Raw genomic sequence first — 24,896 nt, 5'->3', positions numbered from 1 at the left:
GAGGATGGCGGCAGGCACGAAGCCCGCAGCAGGGGCGCAGGAGGCGGGCGAAGGGATCTCGCTGGCGCAGTACGCAGCCGTCAGGGCGGCGGTGACGGAGGGGTTCCCGCTGGCGGACGTGCTCGCGGTCGAGGGGCTCACGCCGCGTACGTTCGCGCGGGCCGATCTTGCCTGGAAGCAGCGGCTGGCCGCCGAGCCGGAGCTGCTCGCGGCCTACGAGCAAGAGCTGGCACAGGCCGAGGACTGGCTGGATCGACGGGTCGAGCCGCTCGCGGAGGACCCGACCGCCTGGGCGAGCTTCCTTGCTGTCTTCGCGGCACACCCGGCCCCGTTCGAGCTGCTGCAGGAGAAGGACCTGGGCATGAACGACGTCGCGCGACTCCGCCGCCGATGGGTGCGGCGCGTTGACGAGGACGCGAAGATCGGCGAACTCCTCAAGGATCTGCACCCGAGACCGGGGAAGCTGGGATCGCTCCGGGTCGGCCCCCGGGTGCTGCAGCCGTCGAGGGTGGCCGAGGCGCGGGGCTCGGGGAAGGCGGTCGCAGATGAGCACTCTGCGGCGGGACCACTGGGCGAGCCCAGGCTGGGCCTGGCCGAGTACGCCGCGCTCTGCGCGGAGCTCGATGCGCTGCCTCAGCAACGCGAACGGGTACTGCGGCGCCACCGCCTGGCCGATGAGGAGATGCGGGCAGCGCTGGATCGGCAATGGCGGGCAGCGCTGGGGCGTGACGCGGCGCTGGCGAAGGACTTCGAGCGGCTCCACGCGCATCACGCGCGTCGGCTGGAGATGCTCCTCGCCCGAGCGCGGGAGCTCGGCAACGTCGAGCGCTCGCCAGCATCCGTCGCCGCCTCGTTCGCGCCTGCCGCGCCGTCTTCCGAGGCGATGCCCCCTGGGGCGCTCCTCATGACCTCGGCGGCGCTGCAGGGCACGGGGCCCCTGCTGGATGTCCCCCGAGGCGCGGTGGTCCCCTTCGTGCCCGTGCACGCCGAGCTCGCGACCGTAAAGGCTGAGCCGAAGCCTCCTCGCGCTGCGGAGTCGCTGACCGGCACCGCCCCCCTGCCCGACGTTCCGCGAGGGCCGGAGCTGCCGTTCCCTCAGTCCGGTGCGGCGAAGGTGGTGAAGCGCCCGCCTCCTGTGATCGCGGAAACCGCACCGCTCTCTGACATTCCCCGCGGCCCCGCCCTCCCGTTCACGGCCGGAGCATCGGAGACTCCCGAGCCGTCCACATCGACAGCCCGGCCGCAGCAGCCGCGAGCCCCCTCCGAGGTCGCAGAGACGTCACCGTTGCAGGCTCCCCCTTGCGGCCCGGTGATCCCCTTCATCGCAGCGGACCCCACGAGGCGCGCCGGAGCGCTGGCAGCATCGAGGCCCGCTCCGCCGGCCGCAGCAGACCTCCGGGAAACGTCGCTGAACCTCGCAATTCCCCGTGAGCTGCTGACACAAACCGCGTCCTCGCCGGCCCCAATGACCGGAGCAGTCTCCCAGACCGCCAAGGTATCGCCGCTTTCGAGGCCCTCGAGCACGGCCGGCGACGGAAGTACAGTGCCCCTCCCCGAGTCGCTGGAGACAATCCTGCCGCTCGCCCAGTATGCCGCGCTCTGCGCGGAGCTGGCCCTATGCCCCACGACGGCCGAGGAGATCTTCCGGCGCTACGGCCTGGGTTCCGGCGAGATGCGGTCGGCGGTCGATTCGGCCTGGAAGGAGCGGCTCCGCGGGAACCCGGCGGAGTACTCGAGGTGGCAAGACATGTACCAGCGCTACTACGCGCACTTCGCCAGACGGGGTGCGCCCCCGCGGTGAACCGTTTCGATCTTGCGATACCCGATCGCCGAGATGGATGTTCACCGCGACGTCATCCGCGGACCTTGCTGCCCCACATGCGGCATAGAACAAGGTGCGCCCCCGGGCGAGCTCAGCCGAACGGTCGCGTGCGGCGGGGGTCTCGCGGCGAGGTAGTTCCCTCTGCCCGGGATGACGTGGCGCACGCCGCCGCGCGGGTCGTCCACGTCGCCGCGGAAGCGTGGGATCACGTGGACGTGCAGGTGCATCACGGTCTGCCCTGCGGCCTCGCCGGCGTTGATCCCGATGTTGTAGCCGTCCGGGTGGAGCTCGGCGTCGAGGTCTCGCTTGACCGTGTCGACCAGCTCGAAGATCGCGGCGCGCTCCTCGGCGGTGGCGTCGAACCAGGTCGTGACGAGGCGGCGCGGGACGACGAGCGTGTGGCCCGGGCTGACCGGGAAGCGGTCGCGCAGCGCGAAGGCGAGCGCGTTGCTCGCCACCCAGGCGGACTCGGGGGCCTCGAGGAACGGGGAAGTCACCGGCGGGCGAATGGTACTTCGGAGCTGGCGCGAGGTATCTGCTGGTCGCCGTCACGTGCTGCTTCTCGAGGAGCTCGAGCGACCTTCCGATCCCTACGCACGCCCAGCCGGCGGCCGAAAAGACGACGACGGTAGGGTCGCGATCCCAGGCTGCGGCGGCGAGGCAGCGCTGGCGGCGCGCCATGGCGCGGCTCAGTCCGGATCGACGAACGCGCCCTGCTCGACGAGCTTGTGGATGACCTCGGTGAGCGTCAGGTGCGTGTTGCCGTTCCAGTGCTCGTAGGCGCGGATGCTCCGCAGCTGCAGGGTCATCGCGAGGTGCATGAAGCCCGGGGTCTCTTCTTCGGGCGCGAGCGGAAAGTCTTCGACGAGCGGCACGTCGTGCCGCTCTCGCCGTCGATCCTTGTGGTACCGGTCGAGCGCACGCCGCGCCGCTGCCGGCGTCTTCGCGCCCGCGAGGTACTGCTCCATGCGCTCCTCAGTCACACGCGGATCGATCACCGTGACGTTCTGGTCGAGGTGTCGATGGAGCTGCTCGAGGTCGCCCTGCATCTCCGCCCCCTCGAAGAAGCGGTTGATCACCCGCGCACGCCGGAGGACTGCCCCGGAACCGAGAAAGGGACCGAAGAACCGCGCGGCTGCGATGGCACGCTCGAACGAGCGGACCTCCACGATCATGCCGCCCTTCTTCGGGAAGCGGAGGGTACCGATCACCACCGGGTGCACCTCGGCCGGGAGCTCGGCGTGCGGCCGGCCGAAGGTCAACGCCTCGGCCTCCGCGGTGTAGAACCACACCCAGCAGCCACGCTCGTGGTCCTCCCTCGTGCAGCGGAGCTGTGACAGGACGCGCGTCACGAGGGGCTTGCTCGGGATCGTGTAGTACAGCCGCGCCGGCTGGAAAGGCTCACCGGTTACCGTGGCGAGAAGCAGACGATCCGTGCGCATCGGCGAGATGTCGATCATTGGCCGTGGCATCCCTCACGCGAATCCCGGCGTCTATCTCTCGTGGCGCTCGGGGCGCCCAGCATGACGCAGGACCTCTTCGGTGACGTGTAACTAAGGTGGAGGCGGGCCCGGAGGCTCGGCCTCCTTCTCTCCAACCCCCAGCTTTCCGTACTTCTCGTCTCCGGCCCTGCCGGACGCAGAGCGTCCCGGTAGAACTTGACGGAGCCAGCGCGGCCGTGGTGGCGTGCGCCGAGTAAGGTAGACTTCTTCATGCGGGAGCACGCGAAACCATGGCGACGGCGGAGCAGCTCAAGGCGCTGCTGAAGAGCTACAGCGAGGGCGACGAGGAGCGCTTCTTCGCCACCGCGATGCAGGTCGCCGCCCACGCCGCGCGGCAGGGGCACGGCAAGTTGGCCAGGGACCTGCGCGAGCTCATCGATACGGCGAAGACGAAGGGACTACCTCGGCGTGGCGAGCGGGCGCCGGTTCCGGTCGTGCAGCCGCGCGGTGAGCTCGCCGGACTGCTCTCCGTCAGCTATCCGAAGACGCGCCTTTCGGACATGGTCCTGGAGCCGAAGCTCCACGCCCGCCTCGAGCGCATCCTCCTCGAGCAGCGCCAGCGCGAGAAGCTCCTCACGCACGGCCTCACCCCGCGGCGCAAGATCCTTCTCGTCGGGCCTCCCGGGACAGGGAAGACGCTCACCGCCCGCGCCCTCGCGGGTGAGCTCTCGCAGCCGCTCTTCGCGATCCTCCTCGACGGCATCATCACGAAGTTCATGGGCGAGACGGCCGCGAAGCTCCGGCTCGTCTTCGATGCGCTCCAGCGCACGCGCGGCGTCTACCTCTTCGACGAGTTCGACGCGCTCGGAAGCCATCGAACGTCGCAGAACGACGTGGGCGAGATCCGGCGGGTGCTGAACTCGTTCCTCCAGTTCCTCGAGCAGGACGAGTCGGAGAGCCTCATCATCGCCGCGACGAACCACCCCGAGCTCCTCGACCGCGCCCTCTTCCGCCGGTTCGACGACGTGCTCGAGTACAGCCTGCCCGACGACGAGCTGGCCGAACAGATGCTGCGCTCGCGGCTGGCGTTGCTGGACACGGAGCGCGTCGACTGGGCGCAGGTGGTGAGCGCTGCACGGGGCTCGAGCTACGCCGAGATCGTTCGAGTGTGCGAAGACGCTGCGAAGGACGCGGTGCTGAACGATCGCACCGAGGTGACGACGCAGGACATTCTTGATGCGCTCGCCGCACGGCCCCTCAGCCGTGCGTGATGCGCGGGTGACGACGCGGGGGTATGGCGACCAAGGAGATCGATCGACGGAGGCACCTGCTCCTCACCGGCACGTCCGCGGCGGAGCCGTATACGTCCCCCCAGCAAGGCGGCGGTGAGACGCGTTTGCCCCCCGTCGATCCAGCACATCACGGCAACGCGCTGAAGAAGCAGCTCGAGCGGGTCAGAAAGGACCTGAGAGCGCGAGATACGCGACACGACGCCATCGCCGTGGAAGCGCGACGGGGCGTCTACCTGGAGGTCGCCAGTGCTTCCGGCTTCGATTTGGCCCTGCAAAGCCTTGAGGACAGGCGCGCAGGCGTCGAGCTCGCCGCCACGCGAACCCAGACCGGCGTGACCTACGCGACGGTGTACGTGCCCAGCGGGCAGCTCGGCTACTTCGAGAAGAAGGTCGAGGAGTACCTCACCAAGACCACAAAGAAGTCGGGGAACCCGAAGAACAAGCCGCTCATCGAGAGCATCGCGGAGATCCGACTCGCGGTGCTCGAGGGGTTCTGGACCGACGACCCCGCGCTGTTCCCTCCTGCTGGAAAGGCGATCTGCTGGGAGGTCTGGCTGCGCGGGGAGGGTGACGACTTGCTGGCGCGCTTCCGCGAGTACGCGCAGAAGGTGAAGCTCCAGGTCGGGGACGAGCAGCTCAGGTTCCCCGATCGCCTTATCGTCCTCGCCTACGGCACGCGCGAGCAGATGACCGGATCCATCGAGCTGCTCGATGTCATCGCAGAGCTTCGACTCGCGAAGGAGGTGCCGACCAGCTTCGTGCGGATGAACGTGATCGAGCAGGAAGGCTGGGCCAAGGATCTCAAGGACCGGATCACCGCGCCCTCGCCGGATGCGCCCGCCGTCTGCATCGTCGACACCGGCGTCAACGCCGGGCACCCGCTGCTCGAGCCCGCCTTGCGGAAGGGTGACCTGCACGCCTACGATCCTTCGTGGGGCGTGCACGATGATGACGGCCACGGTACAGGGATGGCCGGGATCGCGCTCCACGGGGACCTCGCTGAGGCGCTGCTCTCATCCTCGCCGGTGGCGCTCACCCACCGGCTCGAGTCGGTGAAGATCCTTCACAAGGGGGCCGCGAACCCGCCGAAGCTGTACGGTGCGATCACGGCCGAGGGCGTTGCCCGCGCCGAGATCGCGGCTCCGCAGCGCAAGCGCGCGATCTCCATGGCTATCACGGCGACGGACTTCCGCGATCGAGGTCAGCCTTCGTCGTGGTCTGCCGAGATCGACAAGCTCTGCTCGGGGATGGACGACGACAACCCGCGCCTCTTTGTCGTCTCTGCCGGGAACATCCGTGTGGCCCCGGGTATGGACTACCGGTCGCGGAACGAGACCGAGGGCATCCACGATCCCGGGCAGGCATGGAACGCCCTCACGGTGGGCGCCTACACGGAGCGCACGCGCATCACCGAGCCCGTCTTCAACGGCTGGAGCCCCATCGCGCGCCCTGGGGACCTGTCGCCGAGCAGTACGACCTCGTGCATCTGGCAGTCGCAGTGGCCGATCAAGCCGGAGATCGTAATGGAGGGCGGGAACATGGCGCTGAGCCCCGACGGCAAGGACGCCGATTTCCCCGACTCGCTCTCGCTGCTCACCACGCACTACCAACCCTTCGTCAAGATGTTCACCGTAACCGGTGAGACGAGCGCCGCCAGCGCCGGCGCCTCGCGCGTCGGCGCGGTGATCTGGGCGCAGTACCCCGACTTCTGGCCGGAGACGATCCGCGCGCTCCTGGTGCACACCGCCGAATGGACGCCTCGGATGCGCGAGGAGATCAACGCTACCCGATCGAGGCGGCGCGACATGGAGCACCTCCTCCGCTGCTTCGGGTTCGGCGTCCCGAACCTGGAACGCGCCCTCTGGAGCGCGGGGAACGCGCTGACGCTCGTCGTGCAAGACGAGCTCCGGCCGTTCGAGCGTGACAAGAGCAACGAAATGCGCCTCCACACACTGCCGTGGCCGAAGCAGGCCCTCTTGGACCTCAGCAGTGTGGAGGTCGAGCTGCGCGTGACGCTCTCCTACTTCATCGAGCCGAACCCCGCACGTCGAGGCTGGGAGCGCCGGCATCGCTACGCATCGCACGGCCTGCGGTTCGCCGTGCAGAAGGCGAATGAGGAGCCTGATGATCTGCGGAAGCGTGTCAACAAGGCGGCCCGCGACGGTGACGAGACGATCGACTCCGGCGACGCAGGGTGGCTGCTCGGCCCGACCTTGCGCGAGAAGGGATCCGTCCATCACGACCGCTGGAAGGGTACGGCAGCGGATCTCGCAAGCCGGAAGAGCATCGCGGTCTGCCCGGTCATCGGCTGGTGGCGGGAGCGGCATCAGCTCGGGCGCTGGAAGAAGGCGGCGCGGTACGCGCTCATCGTGAGCATCCGGACGCCAGAGACAGGGGTGGATATCTACGAGCCGGTGGCGAACCAGGTGAAGATCGCGACCGCCGTGCCGGTCTGAGTCATCGCGTTCGGATGGCTGTAGGACAGCACTTTGACTACAGGCGCCGCCTCCCTCGACGGGATCAGACAGATCTCGCTATTTTGCTGCAGGGGCGGCCAGATGAAGACATCTGAATTTCGTGCGCGATGTAAACATCAATCCGCTTTGGATTTGCGACGACGATAAAATCAAAGGGCTATAGCTTGCGGTTACGCAGCCCAAGGAGCGCAAGAGCAAAGCGCAGGCAAAGTCGCCCGCGTCTCGCCGCTTCCAGTCGAGCAGAATGCTACTGGCGGGGAGAACCTCCGGCGCGGTGTTGCCCGTGGCCGAGGTAGCAACCTCCGCGGCGGTGCCCGGACGGAAGCCGCGGTGGAACGGTGGGTGGCCGTTGCCCATGCGGTCGGCGTAGCGCTGAACGCCGACGCGCTTCCCGCAATGATCGATGGTGCCCTTGCGGGGCGATCACAGGTCGGTCGGCTCGGCCTGGGGCTCCACGAGCCTGTCCGCCAGTTCGCGCAACCACTTCGCAACCATCGCGCGACGATCCTTCTCATCCCAGTGCATGAACATCTCGGTGACGCCGGAGAAGCCCTGGTCCATGTGACGGACCGCGTAGTCGAGCAGGTGGAAGGGAGAGCGCGGATCATAGCCGTACACAAGACCCGCTTCCTTGGGCAACCGCACCGTCCCTTGGGCCTGCTCCCGGCCTTTGAGGGCGCTCACGTGACCCTGCATGGTCCGAACGCGGGCGGAGGTCACCTTCACTTTCACCATGGCAGCAAGGATGTGCTCCAACCGCCCTTCGGTTCCTCGCAGCTTCGTAATCGCGGCCTCTACGAGCGCGTGCCGCTGTGCATCATCGATCGGGAGACCCGCAAGTTCGAACTGCTGCTTGATGTACTTGGCAAGCTCGTCCTTGAACGTTGCCGAGCCCTGCTCCTTGTCCTTAATGAACTCGCGAATGTTCAGCGCCACCTGGGCCGCTCGGATCTGTCTGACCAGATCCCACCGCTTGTCTCGGTACTGGAGGATCTCGTTCACCAGCCGGCGCAGGACCTCTCGCGTCCCCACGGTGTACCAAACCGTTCGCTGCGCATCGCGCTCTTCTTGCACGGCCATCCCGTTCGGCCCGGAGATCAGCTCGTACTCGAGCGCCATCCGGAGCAGCTCCATCGCGGCTTCCGCGACCGTCTCCTGGGAGAGCGCGCCGTTCCCGTCCTGGTGCCCGCGCTGCTCCCGGTGATCCGCGCGCCGGGATGCGGCGCCTGATCCGCCCCTCGCGCCTGGCCCGCCCCTGCTGGGCTTGGTCGATGAGCCGTCTTCGTTGCGCATCTCGGATCGTCCTGCCTCCTCGCAGCCCCCGCAACGTACATGCATCCCATTGCGGGAAGCCAGCGCCCGCAACGTGAGAAACGTCGGTCATCCGGGCCGGTCATCGGCTCGAGGAGGAAGGCATGGCTGACGACGAAGTAATGGACTACGGGGCGGCGGCCGCGTTCACCGGCCTCGCGCAAGGCACCGTACGCGCGATGGTCTGCCGCCGGCAGATCCCTCACCTTCGGCTCGGGCCGCGTCTCGTCCGCTTCCGCCGGAGCGACCTGGAGGGGTGGCTGCGCGAGCGGCTGGTCTTGCCGCGCCCGACGGCCGCGGAGGCGCCGCGGAAGGGGGGCTCCCGGTGACCCACGCGTCCTACGAGACCTGCGCGGCGCTCCGCGCGATGCTGGAGGGGAAGCTGGCCGCCGTCCCCGACGCGGACCAGCCGCGGAGCGCAGCGTTCCTGCAAGCCATGGCGGGGTACGAGATGGATCGAGACCAGGGTTGTCCCCGAGACGATCTGGCGCGCGAGCTGGACGTCGTCGAGGAGCTGCGGCTGGTCGCGCTCGACGAGCTCGGCGGGCTCGTCGAGCGCGGGCTGCTTCCCCAAGCGGTACTCTTCTCGGCGTTGCCGAGCCCCCAAAGCGCGCAGTCCCTCGGCGCTGCTTCCGCGTTTGACGCCGTGGCGACCGCACTCGCCGTCGCCTGCTCGAAGGCCGTGCAGGTTATACGCGATGAGGGCGACGATCGGGAGAAAGTGCTGCTCTCGGCCTTCGACGACGCGTTCCAGGACTGGAACACGAGCCAACACGATCCCTTCACGGGCGCCCGTGAGGTCGCCTACCAGAAGCTGGATGCTGCGACGCGCGATCTGCTCCAAGTTATCGAGCAACGCAGTCGAGGGCCGTCCACGGTCGCTGCGTCCAGCGGACAGGGGCCCGCACTCACTACACCGGCGAGCCACAAGTTAGGGAGCGCCGCCATGGCGACCGGTCCGGCGATGGCCATGCCCGTGCGCGCACGCATCCGCCATCGAGGTACGTCGATGCACATGGAGGTCGTGGCACCGCACTCGCTCCGCCCGCACTACAGGAACCGCGATCTCTTCCCGCCCGAGTCCGAGAACCAGGACAGGTACCAAGCGCTCCTGCAACACATCCGCGAGCACGGAGTGCAACGCGCGCTGCTGGTGACAGGAGAGCGATGCGCCTCCCCGTCGGGCACCATCCTCGGAGGACATCGACGCCATCGCGCGGCCCTCGAGGGAGGGCTCCCGGAAGTTCCTGTCATCATCCACGATGACCTCAGCGCCACCGACGAGCACCTGGCCATGCTCCTCGACAACCACGCAGACCAGCACGGGCGCAAATTGACGCCCAGGCAGAAGGCCGAGCTCGAGAGGCGGCTCACCGAAGCGCTCAGGGTGGGCCGGGGGAGGCGGACCGATCTGGTCGCCTCGGTCAAAAATAACCAAGGTTCCGCCACTCCACCGGCAAACGCGACCGGCAAGCCGATGACGACGCGGAACAGGGTCGCGTCCGAGACCGGGACCTCCGAGAGCGCTGTGGCCGCTCGGCAGGTGATATTCTCCTCCCCGATCTCGACACCGGCTTTGCAGGACGCCGTCGACACCGGAAAGATCAAACTAAACCCGGCGGCCTCGATCGTACGCGCTGTCCAGCGCGACCCCGAGGTCCACGCGGCGCTGAGGGCGGTCACGTCGGGCGAGGGCATGGCGGCGGCGCTGGCCGTTCTGGAAGACGCGAGGCGCCAGGTCGACGCCGCGCTGCAGACGCAGGTCTCCACGCCGCGGAGAAAGAGATCGCCTCCCGCATCAGCGAAGGGGACCCCCACGCCGGCCACGAAGCCGGGGGCTGCACCGGCAAGCCGACCTGCAACGCCGTCGCCGCCACGCAGGATCCACGTCGGCCCAGCACCCGAGCCGGTCCTGCAGGCCTTCGAGCGCCTGGCTACGGAGTTCGAGGCGCTGGCCGATCAGTACCCGTCTGTCGCGGCGAAGTACCTGCACCGGCTCACGATGGCGGTCGTGAAGAGAGCCAACTCCGACGCCTCGGCGGTGCTGGACGCCTGGCACCGGGGCATCCCGTCCAGGCACAGGGTTGAGGCACTGACGTGTGCTGAGGCGCCGAGGTAAATGCGATCACCTCGACGACCACGGTCCCTTACCCGCCGCCGCACGCTCGCCTTCTCAATAGGTCTACAGCGGTCTCGGCGTCCGTCGGCAGCGCGACGAACCCGAGACGCTGGCCGCTCCCAAACCGCCATGGCCCCTCCGCGACGACCTCGGGAGGCGAAGCGTCTCCGTCCGCTGGATACACCAGCAGTGCCTCGCCACCATCGTTCGCGAACCGCGAGAGGTATGCTCCCACCTGGTACAGATCCTCTCGCTCCACTCCGTGGGGTCGATCTCCCCTCGGCCTCAAAGACTTGTACTTCGCATCGACGATGAGTACCCCGTCCGGCAGGCGGAGGAGCGCGTCCGGCTTGAGCCACCCCAGCGTCTTGTTGCCGCTCTCGCTCGTCAGCAGCCAGTCGTTCGCCTCGACGTCATGGGTCCCGTGCAACACATCGAACTCCGGGTGCGCGGCTCGGAGACACGCGATGACGAAGAGCTCCCATATCTCGGCGACGTCGAGCAGCACCCCCGTGGCACCGCCATCCGGGGTGGTCTCGTGAAACAACCCGCGGTGGCGCGCGATCCGCATCGAGAGGCGGACGGCCGTGTGGTACCCGGCGGTGATCGGCGTGTACCGGACGCGGTCGATTTCCCCCTGGAGAGGCGGCCCGGCCGTCAGCGGCATGGCCGAAAGCATGTGGTCGACGAGATCCTGTGCCCGCTCGGAGATGACCTTGCCGAGCTGCGCGTTCCCGACCCAGCGCCTCAGGGCGGCGTATCCCGCCACGATCGCCTGCACCACCGCGTTCTCGAGCGAGCGGGAGCGCTGTACGGACGACAGGCCGGGGCGTCCGGCCACCCGCTCCCGCACGGTGCGCTGCACATCCAGCCGACCGCGCAGCATGGGACCGTGGTGCATGGTGTCCTGCCGGAGCGCAGGCAAGCCGTGGCGTCCGGCGGTGACGAGGGCCCGTGACCAGAGCCTCGCGAGGAGCTGGGGGAGGAATGCGTCATGATCGTCCAGCTCGCCCGACACCTCGGTGAAGGTGAGGTTCAACGCGTGCTCGATCCATTGCTCGAGGGCTGCCATCCCGAAGCGCGGCCGGATGCGAAGCATGCGCCCCTCGAAGCGGATCGCGCCGACGTACCGGCCGCACCACCAGGAACCGTCGCACTCGCAGTACACGACCGGGTCGTCGGGCTCACGGGCGCCGTCGCCGAAGCCGATCACGTGTGCCTCGGGGATCACCACCTGAGCCAGCCTCGCGAGCCATGCCGCCGTCTCCGGATCCGGGCTCGACCAAAGGATCGGCGAGCAGTCCTTGGCGTCGACGTCACTCATCGACGTCGGCCAGTATGGCGAGGAACGCCTCCTCTAGGCGGCCGAGCTCTTGGGCTCGAGGGACCGGCTCGAGGCCGCGCAAATACTCATGCAGGAGAGGCTTCAGCGATAGGCTCCACAGCCTAGATACGGGGCTCTCGGGCTTGCCGCTCTTCCACAGGAAAGTCCGCTTCCTTTTGGTCCCCGCGAGCTCCTCTTGCAAGAAGCTCACAACGTCGAAGAAGTAAGTGTGACCGATCTCGTACTCTTCGCCGAGCACCTTGCTCTTGTGAATGGCGGCATTGAGCGCGGCAGCGGCGGCGCCGAGGCGCTCGAAGTCCTTCCCGACCGTGTCCCAGTCGTAGCCCTTCATCGGGTGATCGTTCCACCTCTGCTTGCAAACCTCGACGAGGGCCTGCCGGTTGAACCCGCAGCGCTGCCAGAGGAAGCGGCGCCGGAGCGCGAAGTCGACCTGCTCGATGGACTGGTCGATGAGATTCATGGTCCCAATGACATAGAGATCGTCCGGCAGCTTCAGGGTGAGCGCCTTCCCTTGCCCGTCGAGCCCTGGCAGCGGAATGGCCGTGCCGCGATCCTCAAGCAGCGAGAAGCATTCGCCGAGGAGGCGGCTGAGATCGGCGCGGTTCATCTCGTCGAGGAGGAGCACGTGGGGAAGCATGGCTACCGGATCGCCGACCCTGCGCTCGTCCTCGATCTCCTGCACCAGCTTCGGGAGCAGGCCGAGGCGGTACTCGGTCTTCCCGCCCTCGCCGACGTGCAGGCCGCGGATGAAGTCCTCGTAGCTGTACCCAGGGTGAAGCTGGACGCGGTGGAAGTGCGTCCCGATGACCTGCTGGACGGCTCTCTCGTTCTGGAAGTACCAGGCCGCACCGAGCTTCTGGAGCGCCGCCGAGCGGATGAGGGTTGCGGCGAGCGCCTTCGCCTGGTGCGTCTTGCCCGTCCCCGGGGGGCCGTAGAGGACAATCTGCTTTTTGTAGAGAAGGGCGTCGCTCGCGCCCGGCTCGTCGTCGTCGTCCGGGTTCCACGCGGCGGCGAGCGGCGGCTGGTAGAAGTCGAGCGTGTGTCCGGGAAGCTCTTTCTCAAGGCTCCTTCGAATCGAGAGGATTTTATCGTCGAGGTCGTCGAGGCCCGGACCGGCGAGATCCCGGAAGGCCCACGCGATGCGCCGCTTGTGGGTGCTGCTGGCAATCCGCTCGAAGTCGTCCGGGTAGATCAGGTGCAAGAGCATGTGGCGGAACTGACGGGACCCGGCGTCCTCTACGTCGTCGACCAGGTCGCGAAACGCCCCCGCATTCGAGAACAGCGTGGTGTGCACCGGGTTGTCCATGCTCTTGAGCTTCAGGGCGAAGTTGATGAGGAACCAGAGCTCGTTGGGGCGGCGCGAGTTGTAGCCCTGCCCCCCGCTGCCGACACCTCGATCGAGCGCCGCCATTGCGGGATGCTTGTCGTCCGCGAGGTCACCGGCCCAGGAGAGCACGGTGCTCACCAGGCGCCTCTTGGTGGCGCCCGTGACGCTCGACGGGAAGAGGAAGTGGACGAGCAGGACCTCGGCGGCCAAGCGCTTGACGTCCTTCTTGGAATCCGCGAGCTGGTCATGGAATTTCGCCATGAAGGCTCGCTTGCTAGTGTCCTTGGTGTCGACGAAGACGCGATGAAGCTCTTTGAGGTTTTCGAGCGTCCAGAGGCGGCCTCCCTCGAAGAGGAGGGAACCGTCGGCCTGAAGACAGGTGGTCTTGAAGCGTGCGGCGATGTCGTAGATTCCCTTGGCGGGCGCGAAGCGGGCCATGGTCAGGCTCCCTGGAGCTCGTGGAAGGGCTGCCGGATCGTGGCGCCTGGCGCGCCCCGCTCGCGGAGCCGGTTGCTCAGCGTAGCCTGGTTGTCCTCGGGCGACGTGTCCAGCCCGAGGCGCGCGGCGGCATGCTGGGCGAGGTGTTCGCCGAGCTGCCGCCGCTTCACCAGGCGGGTGTTCGGACCCTCGGCGAAGTAGCGCTCCGCGTGCATGCCGAGCACGACGCAGCGAGGATCCTGATGGGCGAGGAAGGCGAAGTTGGGCGGGATGGCGGGAGGCATGCGGTCGGCTCGCAGTTCGGCAGAGGGACCGTCCATGGAACACGAGTCCGGGGGCGAGCGGTCGTAGAACGATGCCGTGCCTGACCGTATCGCGCGCGGAGCCGGCGTTCACGTGCACGCGGTCGACGGGGGAGCACCTCGGTCAAAAATGACCGAGGTCGTCCGCCGTTCGTGTCGGGCTCAAGGAGCCCCGACCCGCGGGGATAAGAGAAGGGAGGGCTCCCCTCGTTCTCGCTGAACCCGTCGACCGCGCCTCGCGCCGCGCACTTCTCGCGCGTCACGTGGGCCAGGGGCCTCCGTTTGCGCGCCGCATAGAGGACCACCGTGACGATGAACATCCCGACTGATCTGCACCGCGCCTTCGAGGACAAGATCAAGCGCGGCATCTTCAACCCCGTCGCCCGACTTCTTCCGGAGCAGGTCCGTGAAGTCCGACTGCAAGACGCGATCGCGCAGACCTGGGCCATGTACGAGCGCTACGCCGAGCGCGGCGAGCTGCTCGACGATGTGATCTTGATCCACTCCTGCGGCCTGCGGGCGACGGACGCGAGCCGGTACTACGTTCCCTGCGACGGGTACCAGCGGAAGCGCGACGTCTTCGACCCGCGCAACTTCATGCACGGGCGTGTCGAGGTGCTGCGCTTCGGCGACTTCGCCGCCGAGGATGAGCATCGCGGCCCCGACGAGGACGAGGCGCCGGTCGGCTTCGGCCTCGCCGAAGCGACCAGCAACAACCCCACGCAGCGGATCCTGTCCGCGATCGACCTCATCGCCTGGCTCGCGGAACTCCCCGCGGACGACCGGCGGATGCTCGAGCTGCGCGCCGCGGGGTTCGATCTTGGTGAAATCGCCAACGAGCTCGGCTCGTCGACGTTCGCCATCTGCCGGCGAATCAAGGAGCTCGGCGAGGACCTGGCCAGGCACACCGGCCTGACGGGTGCCGTTCGTCGCCGGCAGTTGAAGCCCACGACGATGCACGAGGAGGTGCAACCGGACAGCGGCGTCCGACCGAGGGTGCGTGGCCGGTTCAACAAGTCGCAGGCCCCCATCTCCAGCACCAAGCGCATGTCGATCCGGCGGGGCCGGCGGGCGGCGTGATGCCGCGGGACGGGCCCATGCCCGTTCCTCTAGCCCCGAATCGCCTGCGCGACAGCGGGCACGCGGATCTCGGCCGCTCTCCACCGATCGGGTCGGGGCCGCGAAACGGCATCCTGCGTGGAGACGCTCAGGACACGTTGAAACATGCTGGTGGCTAAAACGAGGGAGACCCCTCGTCGAGCGCCGCAGCGCTCATCTCCGGATGTCCGACGTCGTACAGGAGGATCTCCACGACGCTCGGGCGAGGGGCCGAGGCGAGCAGCAGTGCCCTGGCCTCTTCCGGCCGCTGGGCAAAGGGGTCGGCAGCCGGCGAGGTTGTAGCCGGCGTCAATCCCGCGGAGGTGATCGCGGTCGGCTCCCCGTGTGCGACGGTGCCGGGCATGTTGGTCCATTTTGACTCGAGAGCAAGGCTTCGACATCATGGCCAAGACGATGCCACTGCACCCGCTTGGGATGGTTCAGGTCAGGGCGTGAGCCATCACGCTGTGTGGGCTTGACTTCCACGGCACCCCCGGGCGGTGGCGTCCGGCTCATGCGAGAAGCGCGTGAGGTGCCTGCCGGTGCACAGTCATGGCGTCCGGGCGTACTTGCCCGTGCCGTGGACCTTCTCGGCGGCGTCCGCGCACCTGTTCAAGATCTCAAGCGCCTCGTCGGACGCGGAGGAAGCGGGAGCGACCAGCAGCAGCGCGCCCGGACGAGCGGCGGTTCTCACGCCATCGGCCATGCCATGCAGCGAGGCGGGATGGCATCGCTCGGGCCGGCCCTGAGCGAGCCGCCCCCGAGTTCGTTCATCCGCCGCGCCCCCTCGCTGAGGGCGTCGTCCCCGAGAGTCAGCTGGGCGGCTCTCGTCAGCGCGTCGTTGTCCGTGAGCGTCAGCTGGGCGGCTCTCGTCAGCGCGTCGTTGTCCCTCGTGGGCTGGCTCGGCGGCATCTTGGTCGTCCTATCCATCTTGATGTCCGTCATGATGTCCTCCTTCGCGAACTGGCAGGTGGCTAGATAGCCAACCACAAATCAAACGATATGGAAAGCACTACCACCGAGGTCGTGTCTACCTGGAGTTGTTGAGCTCGACATCCTCGGCCGAGTTGGTGGTCGTCTGCGGCATAAGGTCCGTCGCGTCATTGCCGTACCTTCCCGATGTCGACTTGACGTCGGGCTCGGCCCCGATCGTCGCCGAGGGTACCTCTTCGTGCCTGTGATCATGTGCTCCGACAAAATGACCATGATCGGGTCGGCATGTTCTTCGGGTGCCCCGCTGGAACTGGTAGGATGGCCTTCGCATCGAGCTCCTTGAGGTGGCGTAGACGGGTGATGGCCGGCGTCGTCCCTCCGGCCGCTGCCAGCAGGGCCAGGATCGGGCGTCCCACGAGCCTCAAGCCCTCGGCCTACCCCGCAGATCCTCGATCTGCTGAAACGCCACTTGCAGGGTGGGGGGCGTCAACGCCGCGAGCACCTCCAGCAGCAAGCGGACGCAGCAGTGCACGTGCGAACATCGGAGCCATCCCGCTTCTTCGCCCTGTCGGGCCAGGAAGACGAAGGGATGCTCGACGGGTCGAGCCGGGTGCCCACTCCAAAGTCCTTCAGCGGCCCGCCCGTCGGCGAAGGCGAGCACCTCCGTCATGGGCCAAGGTTCGTCGGCCAAAGTGCGAGGCCGCCGTGAGGATTTTTCGCAGTGGTTACCTGCCGTTACAGCGATTCATCTCCCGCCAGCGCAGCGAGGTACGGGACGTAGAGCCGGGCCGTGGAGCCGAGGGGAAACCGCTCGCGGTCGCGTTTTGGTGGTCGGCGAACGGCAAGAAAAACTGCCGATGCCCGATGCCACCATAGGGACGGTGAATGGAGGTGCTCACCAGACGCTCGACGGCCGCCTGCGCTTCTTCAGCGAAAAATCCATTCATTACCAACACTTACATGGTTGGCTCGGTAAAACGCACGATCGTCCGGGGGTTGAATCCCGAGAGCAGGATCCGGGGCCCCGGGTCGCCACGTCGCCGTCATCATCGGAACCGAGTGCTGTAGCGTGGGGCGTGTGTGCCCGGTGAGTTCGCCGAAAGAGCGCTCTGCTGATCGATGACCCCCCGGTCACCGGACTGACCCACAGCATCCCGGCAGGACACGGACGGTTCGCCGCTTGGTTGCCGTTGCTTGCGGCATCCCCCGCCCGCGCTGCACGCACGGAAGTTGCGCATGAACTGCCCGCGCCGGTGATCGGTGTCGAGCATGCCCGTCGTTTGCCTGAGCGCGACGAGATCGCGGTCGCTGAAGCCCCGGATCGTGCCACGCCCGTACGCGGCAGCACAGCTCGCAAGGTCCACGAGACCGACGCCCGAACGGGAGCCATCAAGGGGCGGCCGCGCGTAAGCTACGGCTCAAGCACGATGAGCCCGAAGCGAGCCACACGGAAGAACAGGCGGGAGCGGTTCTCCAACAAGGAGAAGCTCCTCGCGCAGCTCCTTCCGCAGTGCGAGAGCGAGTACGAGAGGGCGTTCGGTCATCCCTGGAACGCCGGTCGCGTGGCTCGCGTCGAGGCCCTCACCCAGCGATGGAAGGTCGAGGCGGAAGCCTGGAGCGTGATGTACGAGTTCCGGAAGGCCGCGGCCAAGGCCCTGAAGTTCTTCGAGAGCGCTGGGATCGAGTCGAGGCGGCCGGACTACGGGCTCTTCTACGCTTACAGGGTCAACAAGCTCGTGAAGCAGCGTCGCCACTTCCTCCAGTCGCTCATGAACGATGTCCGGGAGGACTATGAGAGGCCGCCCGACAGGCGGCACTGGCTCGCCTGGACCATGAACTTCGCCAAGCCGAACGCGTTCGGGAAGCTGCCCGAGGATCTCCCCTACGGCCGGGAGCTCTCGAACCGCGAGCTCGCGATCCTGAGCATCCTGATGACCGACGGCGAGGAGGTCGACTTCACGACTGGCATGACCGTCGGCGGTGCGATCGAGCAGGAGTTGCGGCGGATGGCGAGGGCAGCGGAGCGGGCGCCGCTACGTCTGAAGAGGGTGAACTCGGGTTACGTGAGCGCGCCGCCCTCCGACGGAGAGGACGACGCGGGCGACGAGCCTGAGTAAGCCCTGCCGAGATCTGTGTGGCATCTCACGGAACAATTCGCACGCGGACTGTTCCGTAGCTCGCGAACCCCCGGTCGCTAGCTTCGAGAGCATGAGCCAAGGGGCAAAGGATACCGGCCTTTCGGCCGAGGAACGGCGTACGCTGCACGCCCTCATCGAGGAGCTCGGCGAGCGCGCCGTCCTGGCCGAGCTGAACGTGTCGCGCCAGGCGCTGGGCCGGGCTCTCGCCGGCCTCGGCGTCCGCCGCGGCACCATCGCGCTCGTGCGCGCTGGCCTCGCCTCGCCGAACCTCCGCCCGAAGAGCGAGGAGCTCAAGGACGCGATCCACCTGGTCGGCAGCGCGGCGTCGCCGGGAGACGACTCGGTCACGACGAGCCAGGCGAAACGCTCGACGGGCTCGCGGAGGTCCCCATGAGCGACAACTCGTCCACCAGCGCCCTCCCGGGTCTGCGGGGCTGGGTGTGCATCAGGACCGCGGCGGAGTTCCTCGGCAAGTCGCCCGACGCGCTCCGCCGGAGCATCGAACGCCATGTCGTCCGCGGCCCCGACGGGGCGCTTGAGGCGAACATCGACGGCGTCCGCGCCCGTAAGTTCGCGGGCCGCTGGCGCGTGAAGCTCAGCGCCGCGTGGCTCGCCGACACCGGGAGCGACGACAAGAACCACGGTGCCCCTTGTGCTACTTCTTCGCCTCGTCCCAGGCACGCGGTCCGGCCGGAAAGGAACTGACCGGCATGACCGTGCGGCGAGACCACCGGCGCCCCGAGGGCCCCTGGATCATTGACTTTTCGTACAAGGACGCGCGCACCGGCGAGAAGAAGCGGTACTTCAGGAACGCTACCCTGCAGACCGCCGACGGTGCGCGGAAGGAAGAGCGGCGGCTGCTCGCGACCATCGCGGAGAAGGGCTTCCTTCCCGACCAGGTGGACGAGGCGGAGCCGACGCCGCCGAAGCCCGAGATGACCTTCGGCGAGGCCGTCGAGCTGTACAAGGCGACGCTCGCGCCGAAGCTCAAGCCCTCGACGCACATCGGGTACATGAAGAACGTCGACGCGTACCTGCTGCCGCGCTTCGGATCGTGGCCGCTCAGCAAGATCGACAAGGCGGTAGTGACGGCGTTCGACCTCGAGCTCGCGCGGGAGAACCTCTCGGCGTCGACGCGGAACAACATCGTCATCCCGCTGCGCACGATTATCGGCAACGCGGTCGAGCTCGGCCACCACGACAAGAGGCCGGACTTCCCCAGGCTGAACCGGGTGAAGTCGAAGGTGTACGAGCCGCCCTCGCCCGAGATGGTCGACGCCGTGGTGGCCGCGGCGGCCCCGCACGTCCGTCCTGCGATCGCGCTCGCAGCCTACGCCGGTCTACGTGCCGGCGAGGTGCGCGGCCTCCGCTGGTGCGACGTGAACCTGGACACCGACCTGCTCCTCATCCGGCAGGCCATCACCTGCGGCCAGGTGGTCGCGCCGAAGTCCGGGCACGAGCGGGGCATCCCCATCGCGCCCGCGCTGAAGGAGATCCTCGTCGAGGCCAGCAAGAGGCCGCACAGGCCCACGGCCCCGGTGGCCCCTTCGAGCAAAGGGACGCCGTGGACCGAGGGCGGCCTGCGGCACGCCTTCAAGCGTGCGCTCGCCAAGGCGCAGGTGCCGGCCACCCGGCTCCACGCCCTGCGGCACTTCTTCATCACGGAGTGCTTCAAGGGCGGCGCCTCGGCTCCGACCGTGCAGCAGCTCGCCGGCCACCTGCACCTCTCGGTCACCCAGCGCTACGCGCACACCAACGACAACCTGAAGAAGGACGCGGTCCAGGTCTTCACGCGGCGGTCGGCGTAGCCTCGGCGTCGCCGTGTGAATGGCGTGTGAATGGACCCGCGAGGCTCACCAGGGAGCGCCCACGCTCCCCAACGAAATCCTCAATGGTTTCAGCGGAGGAGAAGGGATTCGAACCCCTGGTTGAGTTGCCCCAACGGCGGTTTTCAAAAACGATGGTTTTGGGGCCCTCCGGGGGACCATTCACGAGAGATATCAATCATTTACGTGTGACACAAAACCGCTGGTGGCTCGCCGTGCCAGAAGTTTGCCAGATCTCGAACGAGTACCTGCGAATTGGCGCACGCCGAGGTGACGCGTCGCTGGAGGTCAAGCCGAGGCAGGCCAAGGATCGACCCTTCCTCCTCGACGCAGTCCTGCGCCACCGGGTCGGGCATCCCCTTGGCCTGTCGAAGAACGCGCCGAGTTGACCCGCCACGTCGGTGCGTTCGCCCATGCGCAGAGAGCCCGCACCTGCGCTTGGTCGAGGATCTCCAGCTTGGGATCCGCCGCACCCTGTGCCATCACTTCGGCGTTGAACAGGATCGACCAGATCTCGGCGTGCAGCACAGACGGGCCGGTTGCGGGGCTCGGTGTCGGAGCGAAGGACGTCTCGAAGGGCCACACCTTGCTAAACGGCGCGCTACCTGCCCCCTCACCCTACACCTGCGTCACCGCCAAGCCGATGGTCAGCCGGGGCAAGTTCGGCATGGCGAGCCTCGTCTGCGGCAGCGATGGCGGCGCCGCCCCTCCCTCAGCGAGCGCCTCGATCGCACCGAGCGCGTCGTCTCCGGCGCCTGTCCCTCCTCCCGCCGCGAGCGGCGGCTACGCCGGCTGCACCACGGCTGCGATGTCCGATACCAAGCTCGGGCTCCTCGGGATCGGTCCCGTCTCGATGAGCTGAGCGCCCCGACATCGTGAAGATAATCCTCGAGCACTTGGGCGTGCGCTCGTCGCCGCTGCCCCGCGCACCGCCTCGCGACCCCACCTGGGAGCGCGCGAACTTCGGGTTCGATGCCGACGCGGTATAGCGCGGCCCGCCTTCTTCCGCGGGCACTGCATCCACGCACATACGCTGCCGAGGTGGACGTGCGCCCTTGGAGGGCGCCGACCGGCGGGCGGGGGGGCAAGAGCGCATCAGAGCGCTCGGTCCGCGCGCCAAACGAGGGGCTTGACACGGACAAAAGTCCTACGGCTTCGTGTGCCCTTGCGCGCTTTGAACAAGGACGATCCCGGTCAAGTCAGCATTGACGGAGTGGTGCGCGGCAATCGACCGGCTGCGGGAGAGCTTCGAGCGGCCCGATCTCGAGCTCCGGTAAAGCGGCGTGTGGCTGGACGAGGGCGGGGCGCGCGTGCCCGGGGTCGCTCCCGTGAACGGGCTCCTGCCCGGCGCCCGGGAGAGGATCCGGCAATTGCGAGGTGGAGACGGGCAAGCAGTCCGCCATTGCACGAGGAGAGCGGCGGCGGGCTTGAGTCCTTCGCGCGCCCTCGATACCTTCATGGCTCCCTCGCTGCCACCATCCGAATTCGAGCGGCTCCGGTCATCGCCGTAGCCCTGCGGCACCTGATGGGGCGCCTCCCAGCCCTCCCGGTGCCGTGCCTGCCGCTGTCAGAGGACGCCCTCCCGGCGCGTCCACAGAACAAGGTCGGTTCATGGACAATCCCTCGCCTGCCCTCGTCGAGAATCCCCTCGTCCGTTACCTCAATTCGCTGCGCACGCAGAGCGATCAGAGCAACCCGAGCTACATTGAGGAGAACCGCCGGCCCTTCCTGGAGCGCTTGCGCGTGGATGCGCCCTGGTTCCCCACGCCCGACGAGCTGCACGTGGCGACGCGGCTCGACGCGCTCGTCGAGGCCATGGCGGCCAACGATCCGGGCGTCGATCTGGTGATCCTCACGGGCGACGCTGGCGACGGCAAGACCGCCGTGTGCGCGCGTCTCGCGGCGCGCCTCGGGTGCCCCACCGATCTGCAACCACCCGCGCAGGTAGGCCGGTGGACCGTGCTCAAGGACGCCTCCGAGCTGCGCGAAGGCGAGCTGCTGGAGCACGTGAACCGCGCGCTCGCAGAGCGCGGGCGCGGCCACGGGCTACTCGTGGCCATCAACGAGGGCAGGCTGCGGCGCCTCGCGCGGAGCACGGCGCGGGGCGCAGACGAGCACGCCTCGGCGCGCGCGGAGGTGCAGCGGCTCTGGGCGAGCGTCATCGAGCCGTCGCTGCGATCGGACCTGGACGAGGCCGCCGCCGCAGCGCTCGGGGAGAACATGAAGCGCGAACGCGTCGTCGTTGTGAACTTCCGCCACCGGATGCACGTGCGCGGCGTGACGCCGGGCCTGCTGCGCACCTGGACGCCCCCGCGGTTCTGGGAGGACTCTCCGGCGTGCGGCGTTTGTCCGCGCCGGGACGACTGCACCATCCTGGCCAACGTCACGGATCTGCGGGAGGCAGACGTGCAACAGCGGGTCGCCGACGTGTTGACCGCGGCGCACTATGCCGGGCAGCGCTTGCCCTTCCGCAGGCTCCAGGCGGTGCTCGCGCTGACCGTCACCGGGGGTCTCGATTGCGGCGACGTTCACGCACACGCGGACAGCTGGGGGCCGCTCGAATGGCAAACCTACCGCGCGCACAACATGCTCTTTCCCGACGGCTCCCTGCGGCGGCCTCTGCGGGTACGCGGCGAGCCGGTCGCGCGCGTCCTCGCTGCCGCGGACCCCGGCGCGATCTCGGACGACACACTCGACGGGCACATTGCGGCTCTCGTCGACTCCGTCGAGCGTGACGCGGAGATCGCGCTCGACGGCGTGCACCTCCCCGCCCCGGAGCTTCGCGCTGCCGTCCACGTGCGCGAGCTGACACGGGTGAGCGCCGAGGAACGCGCGAGCGACCCACGGGACGCACTCGCCAACCTGACCCGGAGCCTGCGCCGCTTCCGCGCGTTGCACGGGGTGCCGCGCCCCGCGGGTTGGAGGCGATCGCTCGAGCTCCTGGAAGACCAGGCGATCCGGGGCAAAGGCGAGGATCTGCGGCGGCAGGTCGTCGGCGCGCTCAACGCCCTGCAGCGTCTGGGTGCCACCAACGAGCACGCCCTCAGCGCACGGCAGGTCGATCCAATGGGCTTCAAGCACCTGGACCGGCTCGCGCTGGAGCTGGATCTGGGCGTAGAATTCGACGTCTTCCTGCGCCGCGGCCCGGTGACACCGGCCGTCGTCGCGGAGTGGCTCGAGGTGGCCGCGAGCGACATCGAGCTGGTCGCTTGGCCGCACGGCGCAGATCCCGCGCGCGCGGACACATTGCGGATCGATCTCCACATGCTCACGGCGCTCCTCGCGGTGCGGGAGGGCTACACGCTCGTCCACGGGCTCGGGCCCTACCGCGCCGATCTCGCGCGCTTCTTCGCGCGCCTGGGCGCGCGGGCCCAGGAGGCGGGGCACGTGCCGCTCGTCTCGCTCCACGTGAACGAGCGGACATACCGCGTGCGGCCCGACTACGAGCGCGCCGAGGTCCGCATTCGCTTCGAGGGTCAGCGCTAATCAGGAGGAAGCCGTGGAGATCGAGAACCTCACCGAGTCCTTCCAGCGGCACCTGGGCCTGCAGCAGGCCCAGACGGTCACCGGCGAGAACATCACCGCCGACGCCATTGCGCGGCTCTACAACCAGCGCTCCGATCTCGGTCGGCTCACCCAGCTCTGGCGAGACGATCGGGGCGACGTGATCGTCGGCTGGTCCGAGCACCGCGACGAGTACGAGGCGGCGCTCGCCGCGCTCACTCGCGTCATCGAGCAGGGCTTCGTCACGCGCCACAAGTCGAGTGGTCAGCCGCACGCGTTCCTGCCCCTGTCGCCCGCGCTGATCACGCGCGACCAGCCGGACGTGGTCTTCCGCCAGCAGGGGCTCAGCGTGCTGCGCGTCCTCTGGTCCGACGAGGGCCTGCGCGAGCGCATCCAGCGCCGGGTCGACGGCTGGCAGGCGCAGCACCCGATCGCGCAGCTCCTAGTGCCGCTCGGCCGAGTCGAGCCTCTTCGCGAACGCGGCAACCCGGTCTCGAACCTGGAGATGGCGGTGGCCAACGATCCGGCTCTCCGCGAGTGGGTGCGCGGCGTGGTACTTGAGGACTGGGAGGCATGGCTCGCGGCCGCCGCGCGGCTCTCCGCCGACGAGCAGTTCAGCACGATGAACGCGCTCATCTGCTTGCACCTGCACGTGGCGCTCCTATTCCGGCTCCGGCCCAAGGGCGAGGGCCGCACCGCGAACCCGCCTCTCCTCTTCGGCAGTGCGGCCCGGGGTGCGGGCAGCAACGACGCCGATCGAGCTGCACGCAACGTCTTCGACTGGTGGGCCGACCGCGCCCACGTCGAGCTGCGCGAGGTGGCGCGCGGCGCCGTCGACCGCGTCGCCCAGCAGAGCGTCGCGCACCGCGATACGCTGCAGGCGACGAGCTGGGATCTGGTGCGGACCTGGGGGATCGACATCGCGGGGAAAGCGACCACAGTGAGCCGGGCGTGGCAGAACATCCTGCGCGAGGCTATCGACCCGCGGGCCGCCTCCGGGGCGCGGCCCGCCGATGGCGAAGTCCACGAGGTGCTCAGCGACGCCCTCGTGCGCGCCTTCACGCGCGGGAGCAGCAGCGTCGTGTCCAAGGTCCGGGACTTCCTCCGCGTCACCGGCACCGCCGCGGGCATCGTCGGCTCGCACCGCACGCTCGGCCGCAAGCAGTACCTCCTGGGTGACCGCTTCCTGGAGCTGATCGCGCGCCTGCACGCGGCCCGGTCCGAGGTAACCGTGCGCACGACCCACGAGGAGCCGGCGTCTCTGGAGGCCCTCATCGACGACGTATTTGCGCGCTATGGCATCGTCATCTCTGCCGATCGCGAGGGCGTGCGCACCGCGATCGCCGATCTCGAAGGGGGCCAGGCCCTCCGCGCCTTGCGCAAGCGCCTCCCCAGCGACGGGACCATGCACGAAAACGGCCAGGAGTTTGAGCGCCGGCTCGACGAGCTGCGCCTGCTCCGACGTTACTCCGACGCCTCCACCCTGGTGCGGGTTCCCTGATCCGACTGCCGCCCCCTTGGA

Annotated in this window: 19 protein-coding genes and 1 pseudogene; 13 read left to right on the top strand and 7 right to left on the bottom strand. The window is 68.3% G+C overall.

Annotated features, from left to right (window positions below; translation table 11 throughout):
• The first annotated feature begins 4 nt into the window (after window positions 1–4).
• Entirely contained in the window at window positions 5–1,801 is a 1,797-nt protein-coding gene (locus WMF22_RS45200; RefSeq protein ID WP_438033755.1) for a hypothetical protein, read from the top strand.
• Between the two features lie 104 nt (window positions 1,802–1,905).
• Here the strand turns inward: WMF22_RS45200 and WMF22_RS45195 are convergent.
• Both WMF22_RS45195 and WMF22_RS45190 read right to left on the bottom strand, forming a co-directional pair.
• A pseudogene (locus WMF22_RS45195) lies at window positions 1,906–2,319 on the bottom strand (HIT family protein); the annotation flags it as partial.
• Window positions 2,320–2,511: 192 nt separating this feature from the next.
• Complete coding sequence (locus WMF22_RS45190) at window positions 2,512–3,282, bottom strand: hypothetical protein (RefSeq protein WP_438033754.1); 771 nt, start codon at window positions 3,280–3,282, stop codon at window positions 2,512–2,514.
• Between the two features lie 272 nt (window positions 3,283–3,554).
• Here WMF22_RS45190 and WMF22_RS45185 point away from each other — a divergent pair, with 272 nt between their 5' ends.
• Together WMF22_RS45185 and WMF22_RS45180 are read left to right on the top strand one after the other, a co-directional pair.
• Window positions 3,555–4,535 (top strand): AAA family ATPase, encoded by a 981-nt coding sequence (locus tag WMF22_RS45185; RefSeq protein ID WP_438033753.1) that lies wholly within the window; start codon window positions 3,555–3,557, stop codon window positions 4,533–4,535.
• A 23-nt stretch (window positions 4,536–4,558) separates the two neighbouring features.
• Window positions 4,559–7,012 carry a S8 family peptidase gene (locus WMF22_RS45180; RefSeq protein WP_438033752.1) on the top strand — a complete coding sequence of 818 codons (2,454 nt, stop codon included), beginning with the start codon at window positions 4,559–4,561 and terminating at the stop codon, window positions 7,010–7,012.
• 444 nt (window positions 7,013–7,456) lie between these two features.
• Here the strand turns inward: WMF22_RS45180 and WMF22_RS45175 are convergent, their stop codons facing one another.
• On the bottom strand, window positions 7,457–8,326 hold the full coding sequence (locus tag WMF22_RS45175; RefSeq protein WP_438033751.1) for a hypothetical protein: 870 nt from the start codon (window positions 8,324–8,326) through the stop codon (window positions 7,457–7,459).
• A gap of 122 nt (window positions 8,327–8,448) precedes the next feature.
• Here WMF22_RS45175 and WMF22_RS45170 point away from each other — a divergent pair, with 122 nt between their 5' ends.
• Together WMF22_RS45170 and WMF22_RS45165 are read left to right on the top strand one after the other, a co-directional pair.
• Window positions 8,449–8,673 (top strand): helix-turn-helix transcriptional regulator, encoded by a 225-nt coding sequence (locus WMF22_RS45170; RefSeq protein ID WP_438033750.1) that lies wholly within the window; start codon window positions 8,449–8,451, stop codon window positions 8,671–8,673.
• Complete coding sequence (locus WMF22_RS45165) at window positions 8,670–10,463, top strand: ParB/RepB/Spo0J family partition protein (protein WP_438033749.1); 1,794 nt, start codon at window positions 8,670–8,672, stop codon at window positions 10,461–10,463. Before WMF22_RS45170 ends, WMF22_RS45165 begins: the two co-directional genes overlap by 4 nt.
• A gap of 28 nt (window positions 10,464–10,491) precedes the next feature.
• Here WMF22_RS45165 and WMF22_RS45160 read toward each other — a convergent pair whose 3' ends face one another.
• Genes WMF22_RS45160 through WMF22_RS45150 form a run of 3 tightly spaced genes read right to left on the bottom strand, consistent with a single transcriptional unit; the run spans window position 10,492 to window position 13,857 of the window.
• The gene (locus WMF22_RS45160) at window positions 10,492–11,787 is read right to left on the bottom strand and encodes a 5-methylcytosine restriction system specificity protein McrC (protein WP_438033748.1); all 1,296 of its coding nucleotides are present in this window, start codon (window positions 11,785–11,787) and stop codon (window positions 10,492–10,494) included.
• Window positions 11,780–13,573, bottom strand: coding sequence for an AAA family ATPase (locus tag WMF22_RS45155; RefSeq protein ID WP_438033747.1), 1,794 nt, complete (start codon window positions 13,571–13,573; stop codon window positions 11,780–11,782). Before WMF22_RS45155 ends, WMF22_RS45160 begins: the two co-directional genes overlap by 8 nt.
• A 2-nt stretch (window positions 13,574–13,575) precedes the next feature.
• The gene (locus tag WMF22_RS45150) at window positions 13,576–13,857 is read right to left on the bottom strand and encodes a hypothetical protein (protein WP_438033746.1); all 282 of its coding nucleotides are present in this window, start codon (window positions 13,855–13,857) and stop codon (window positions 13,576–13,578) included.
• A 330-nt stretch (window positions 13,858–14,187) separates the two neighbouring features.
• Here WMF22_RS45150 and WMF22_RS45145 point away from each other — a divergent pair, with 330 nt between their 5' ends.
• A complete protein-coding gene (locus WMF22_RS45145) occupies window positions 14,188–14,955 on the top strand; it encodes a hypothetical protein (RefSeq protein ID WP_438033745.1) in 768 nt (255 codons plus the stop codon).
• A 708-nt stretch (window positions 14,956–15,663) separates the two neighbouring features.
• Here WMF22_RS45145 and WMF22_RS45140 read toward each other — a convergent pair.
• Window positions 15,664–15,918: a hypothetical protein gene (locus tag WMF22_RS45140; RefSeq protein WP_438033744.1), complete on the bottom strand. Its 255-nt coding sequence runs from the start codon at window positions 15,916–15,918 to the stop codon at window positions 15,664–15,666.
• 1,415 nt (window positions 15,919–17,333) lie between these two features.
• On the opposite strand from WMF22_RS45140, the gene WMF22_RS45135 reads away from it, so the two are divergent.
• The 7 genes from WMF22_RS45135 (at window position 17,334) to WMF22_RS45105 (ending at window position 24,875) form a co-directional block, all read left to right on the top strand.
• Window positions 17,334–18,023, top strand: a complete 690-nt coding sequence (locus WMF22_RS45135) for a hypothetical protein (protein WP_438037354.1) — start codon at window positions 17,334–17,336, stop codon at window positions 18,021–18,023.
• 91 nt (window positions 18,024–18,114) lie between these two features.
• On the top strand, window positions 18,115–18,438 hold the full coding sequence (locus tag WMF22_RS45130) for a hypothetical protein (protein ID WP_438033743.1): 324 nt from the start codon (window positions 18,115–18,117) through the stop codon (window positions 18,436–18,438).
• Window positions 18,435–18,749, top strand: a complete 315-nt coding sequence (locus WMF22_RS45125) for a hypothetical protein (protein ID WP_438033742.1) — start codon at window positions 18,435–18,437, stop codon at window positions 18,747–18,749. Before WMF22_RS45130 ends, WMF22_RS45125 begins: the two co-directional genes overlap by 4 nt.
• A 5-nt stretch (window positions 18,750–18,754) precedes the next feature.
• Entirely contained in the window at window positions 18,755–19,852 is a 1,098-nt protein-coding gene (locus tag WMF22_RS45120) for a tyrosine-type recombinase/integrase (protein ID WP_438033741.1), read from the top strand.
• Window positions 19,853–20,363: 511 nt separating this feature from the next.
• Window positions 20,364–20,732 (top strand): hypothetical protein, encoded by a 369-nt coding sequence (locus tag WMF22_RS45115; protein WP_438033740.1) that lies wholly within the window; start codon window positions 20,364–20,366, stop codon window positions 20,730–20,732.
• Between the two features lie 749 nt (window positions 20,733–21,481).
• On the top strand, window positions 21,482–23,356 hold the full coding sequence (locus WMF22_RS45110; protein WP_438033739.1) for a hypothetical protein: 1,875 nt from the start codon (window positions 21,482–21,484) through the stop codon (window positions 23,354–23,356).
• 13 nt (window positions 23,357–23,369) lie between these two features.
• A complete protein-coding gene (locus WMF22_RS45105) occupies window positions 23,370–24,875 on the top strand; it encodes a hypothetical protein (protein WP_438033738.1) in 1,506 nt (501 codons plus the stop codon).
• Window positions 24,876–24,896 lie beyond the last annotated feature (21 nt).

Origin of the sequence: Sorangium sp. So ce204 (assembly GCF_051526795.1) — a bacterium.
Taxonomy (GTDB): Bacteria; Myxococcota_A; Polyangia; order Polyangiales; family Polyangiaceae; genus Sorangium; species Sorangium cellulosum_B.
Note: the sequence above shows the minus strand (reverse complement) of the source record. Positions and strands in the feature narration are given on the sequence as shown.

Bases quoted from the DNA above. Each gene is read 5' to 3' on its own strand.
- WMF22_RS45135 (WP_438037354.1), top strand. From the start codon at position 17,334: ATGAGCCCGAAGCGAGCCACACGGAAGAACAGGCGGGAGCGGTTCTCC.
- WMF22_RS45140 (WP_438033744.1), bottom strand. From the start codon at position 15,918: ATGACGGACATCAAGATGGATAGGACGACCAAGATGCCGCCGAGCCAG.
- WMF22_RS45200 (WP_438033755.1), top strand. From the start codon at position 5: ATGGCGGCAGGCACGAAGCCCGCAGCAGGGGCGCAGGAGGCGGGCGAA.
- WMF22_RS45130 (WP_438033743.1), top strand. From the start codon at position 18,115: ATGAGCCAAGGGGCAAAGGATACCGGCCTTTCGGCCGAGGAACGGCGT.
- WMF22_RS45170 (WP_438033750.1), top strand. From the start codon at position 8,449: ATGGCTGACGACGAAGTAATGGACTACGGGGCGGCGGCCGCGTTCACC.
- WMF22_RS45150 (WP_438033746.1), bottom strand. From the start codon at position 13,857: ATGCCTCCCGCCATCCCGCCCAACTTCGCCTTCCTCGCCCATCAGGAT.
- WMF22_RS45180 (WP_438033752.1), top strand. From the start codon at position 4,559: ATGGCGACCAAGGAGATCGATCGACGGAGGCACCTGCTCCTCACCGGC.
- WMF22_RS45160 (WP_438033748.1), bottom strand. From the start codon at position 11,787: ATGAGTGACGTCGACGCCAAGGACTGCTCGCCGATCCTTTGGTCGAGC.
- WMF22_RS45185 (WP_438033753.1), top strand. From the start codon at position 3,555: ATGGCGACGGCGGAGCAGCTCAAGGCGCTGCTGAAGAGCTACAGCGAG.
- WMF22_RS45145 (WP_438033745.1), top strand. From the start codon at position 14,188: ATGAACATCCCGACTGATCTGCACCGCGCCTTCGAGGACAAGATCAAG.
- WMF22_RS45175 (WP_438033751.1), bottom strand. From the start codon at position 8,326: ATGCGCAACGAAGACGGCTCATCGACCAAGCCCAGCAGGGGCGGGCCA.
- WMF22_RS45155 (WP_438033747.1), bottom strand. From the start codon at position 13,573: ATGGCCCGCTTCGCGCCCGCCAAGGGAATCTACGACATCGCCGCACGC.
- WMF22_RS45125 (WP_438033742.1), top strand. From the start codon at position 18,435: ATGAGCGACAACTCGTCCACCAGCGCCCTCCCGGGTCTGCGGGGCTGG.
- WMF22_RS45120 (WP_438033741.1), top strand. From the start codon at position 18,755: ATGACCGTGCGGCGAGACCACCGGCGCCCCGAGGGCCCCTGGATCATT.
- WMF22_RS45190 (WP_438033754.1), bottom strand. From the start codon at position 3,282: ATGATCGACATCTCGCCGATGCGCACGGATCGTCTGCTTCTCGCCACG.
- WMF22_RS45110 (WP_438033739.1), top strand. From the start codon at position 21,482: ATGGACAATCCCTCGCCTGCCCTCGTCGAGAATCCCCTCGTCCGTTAC.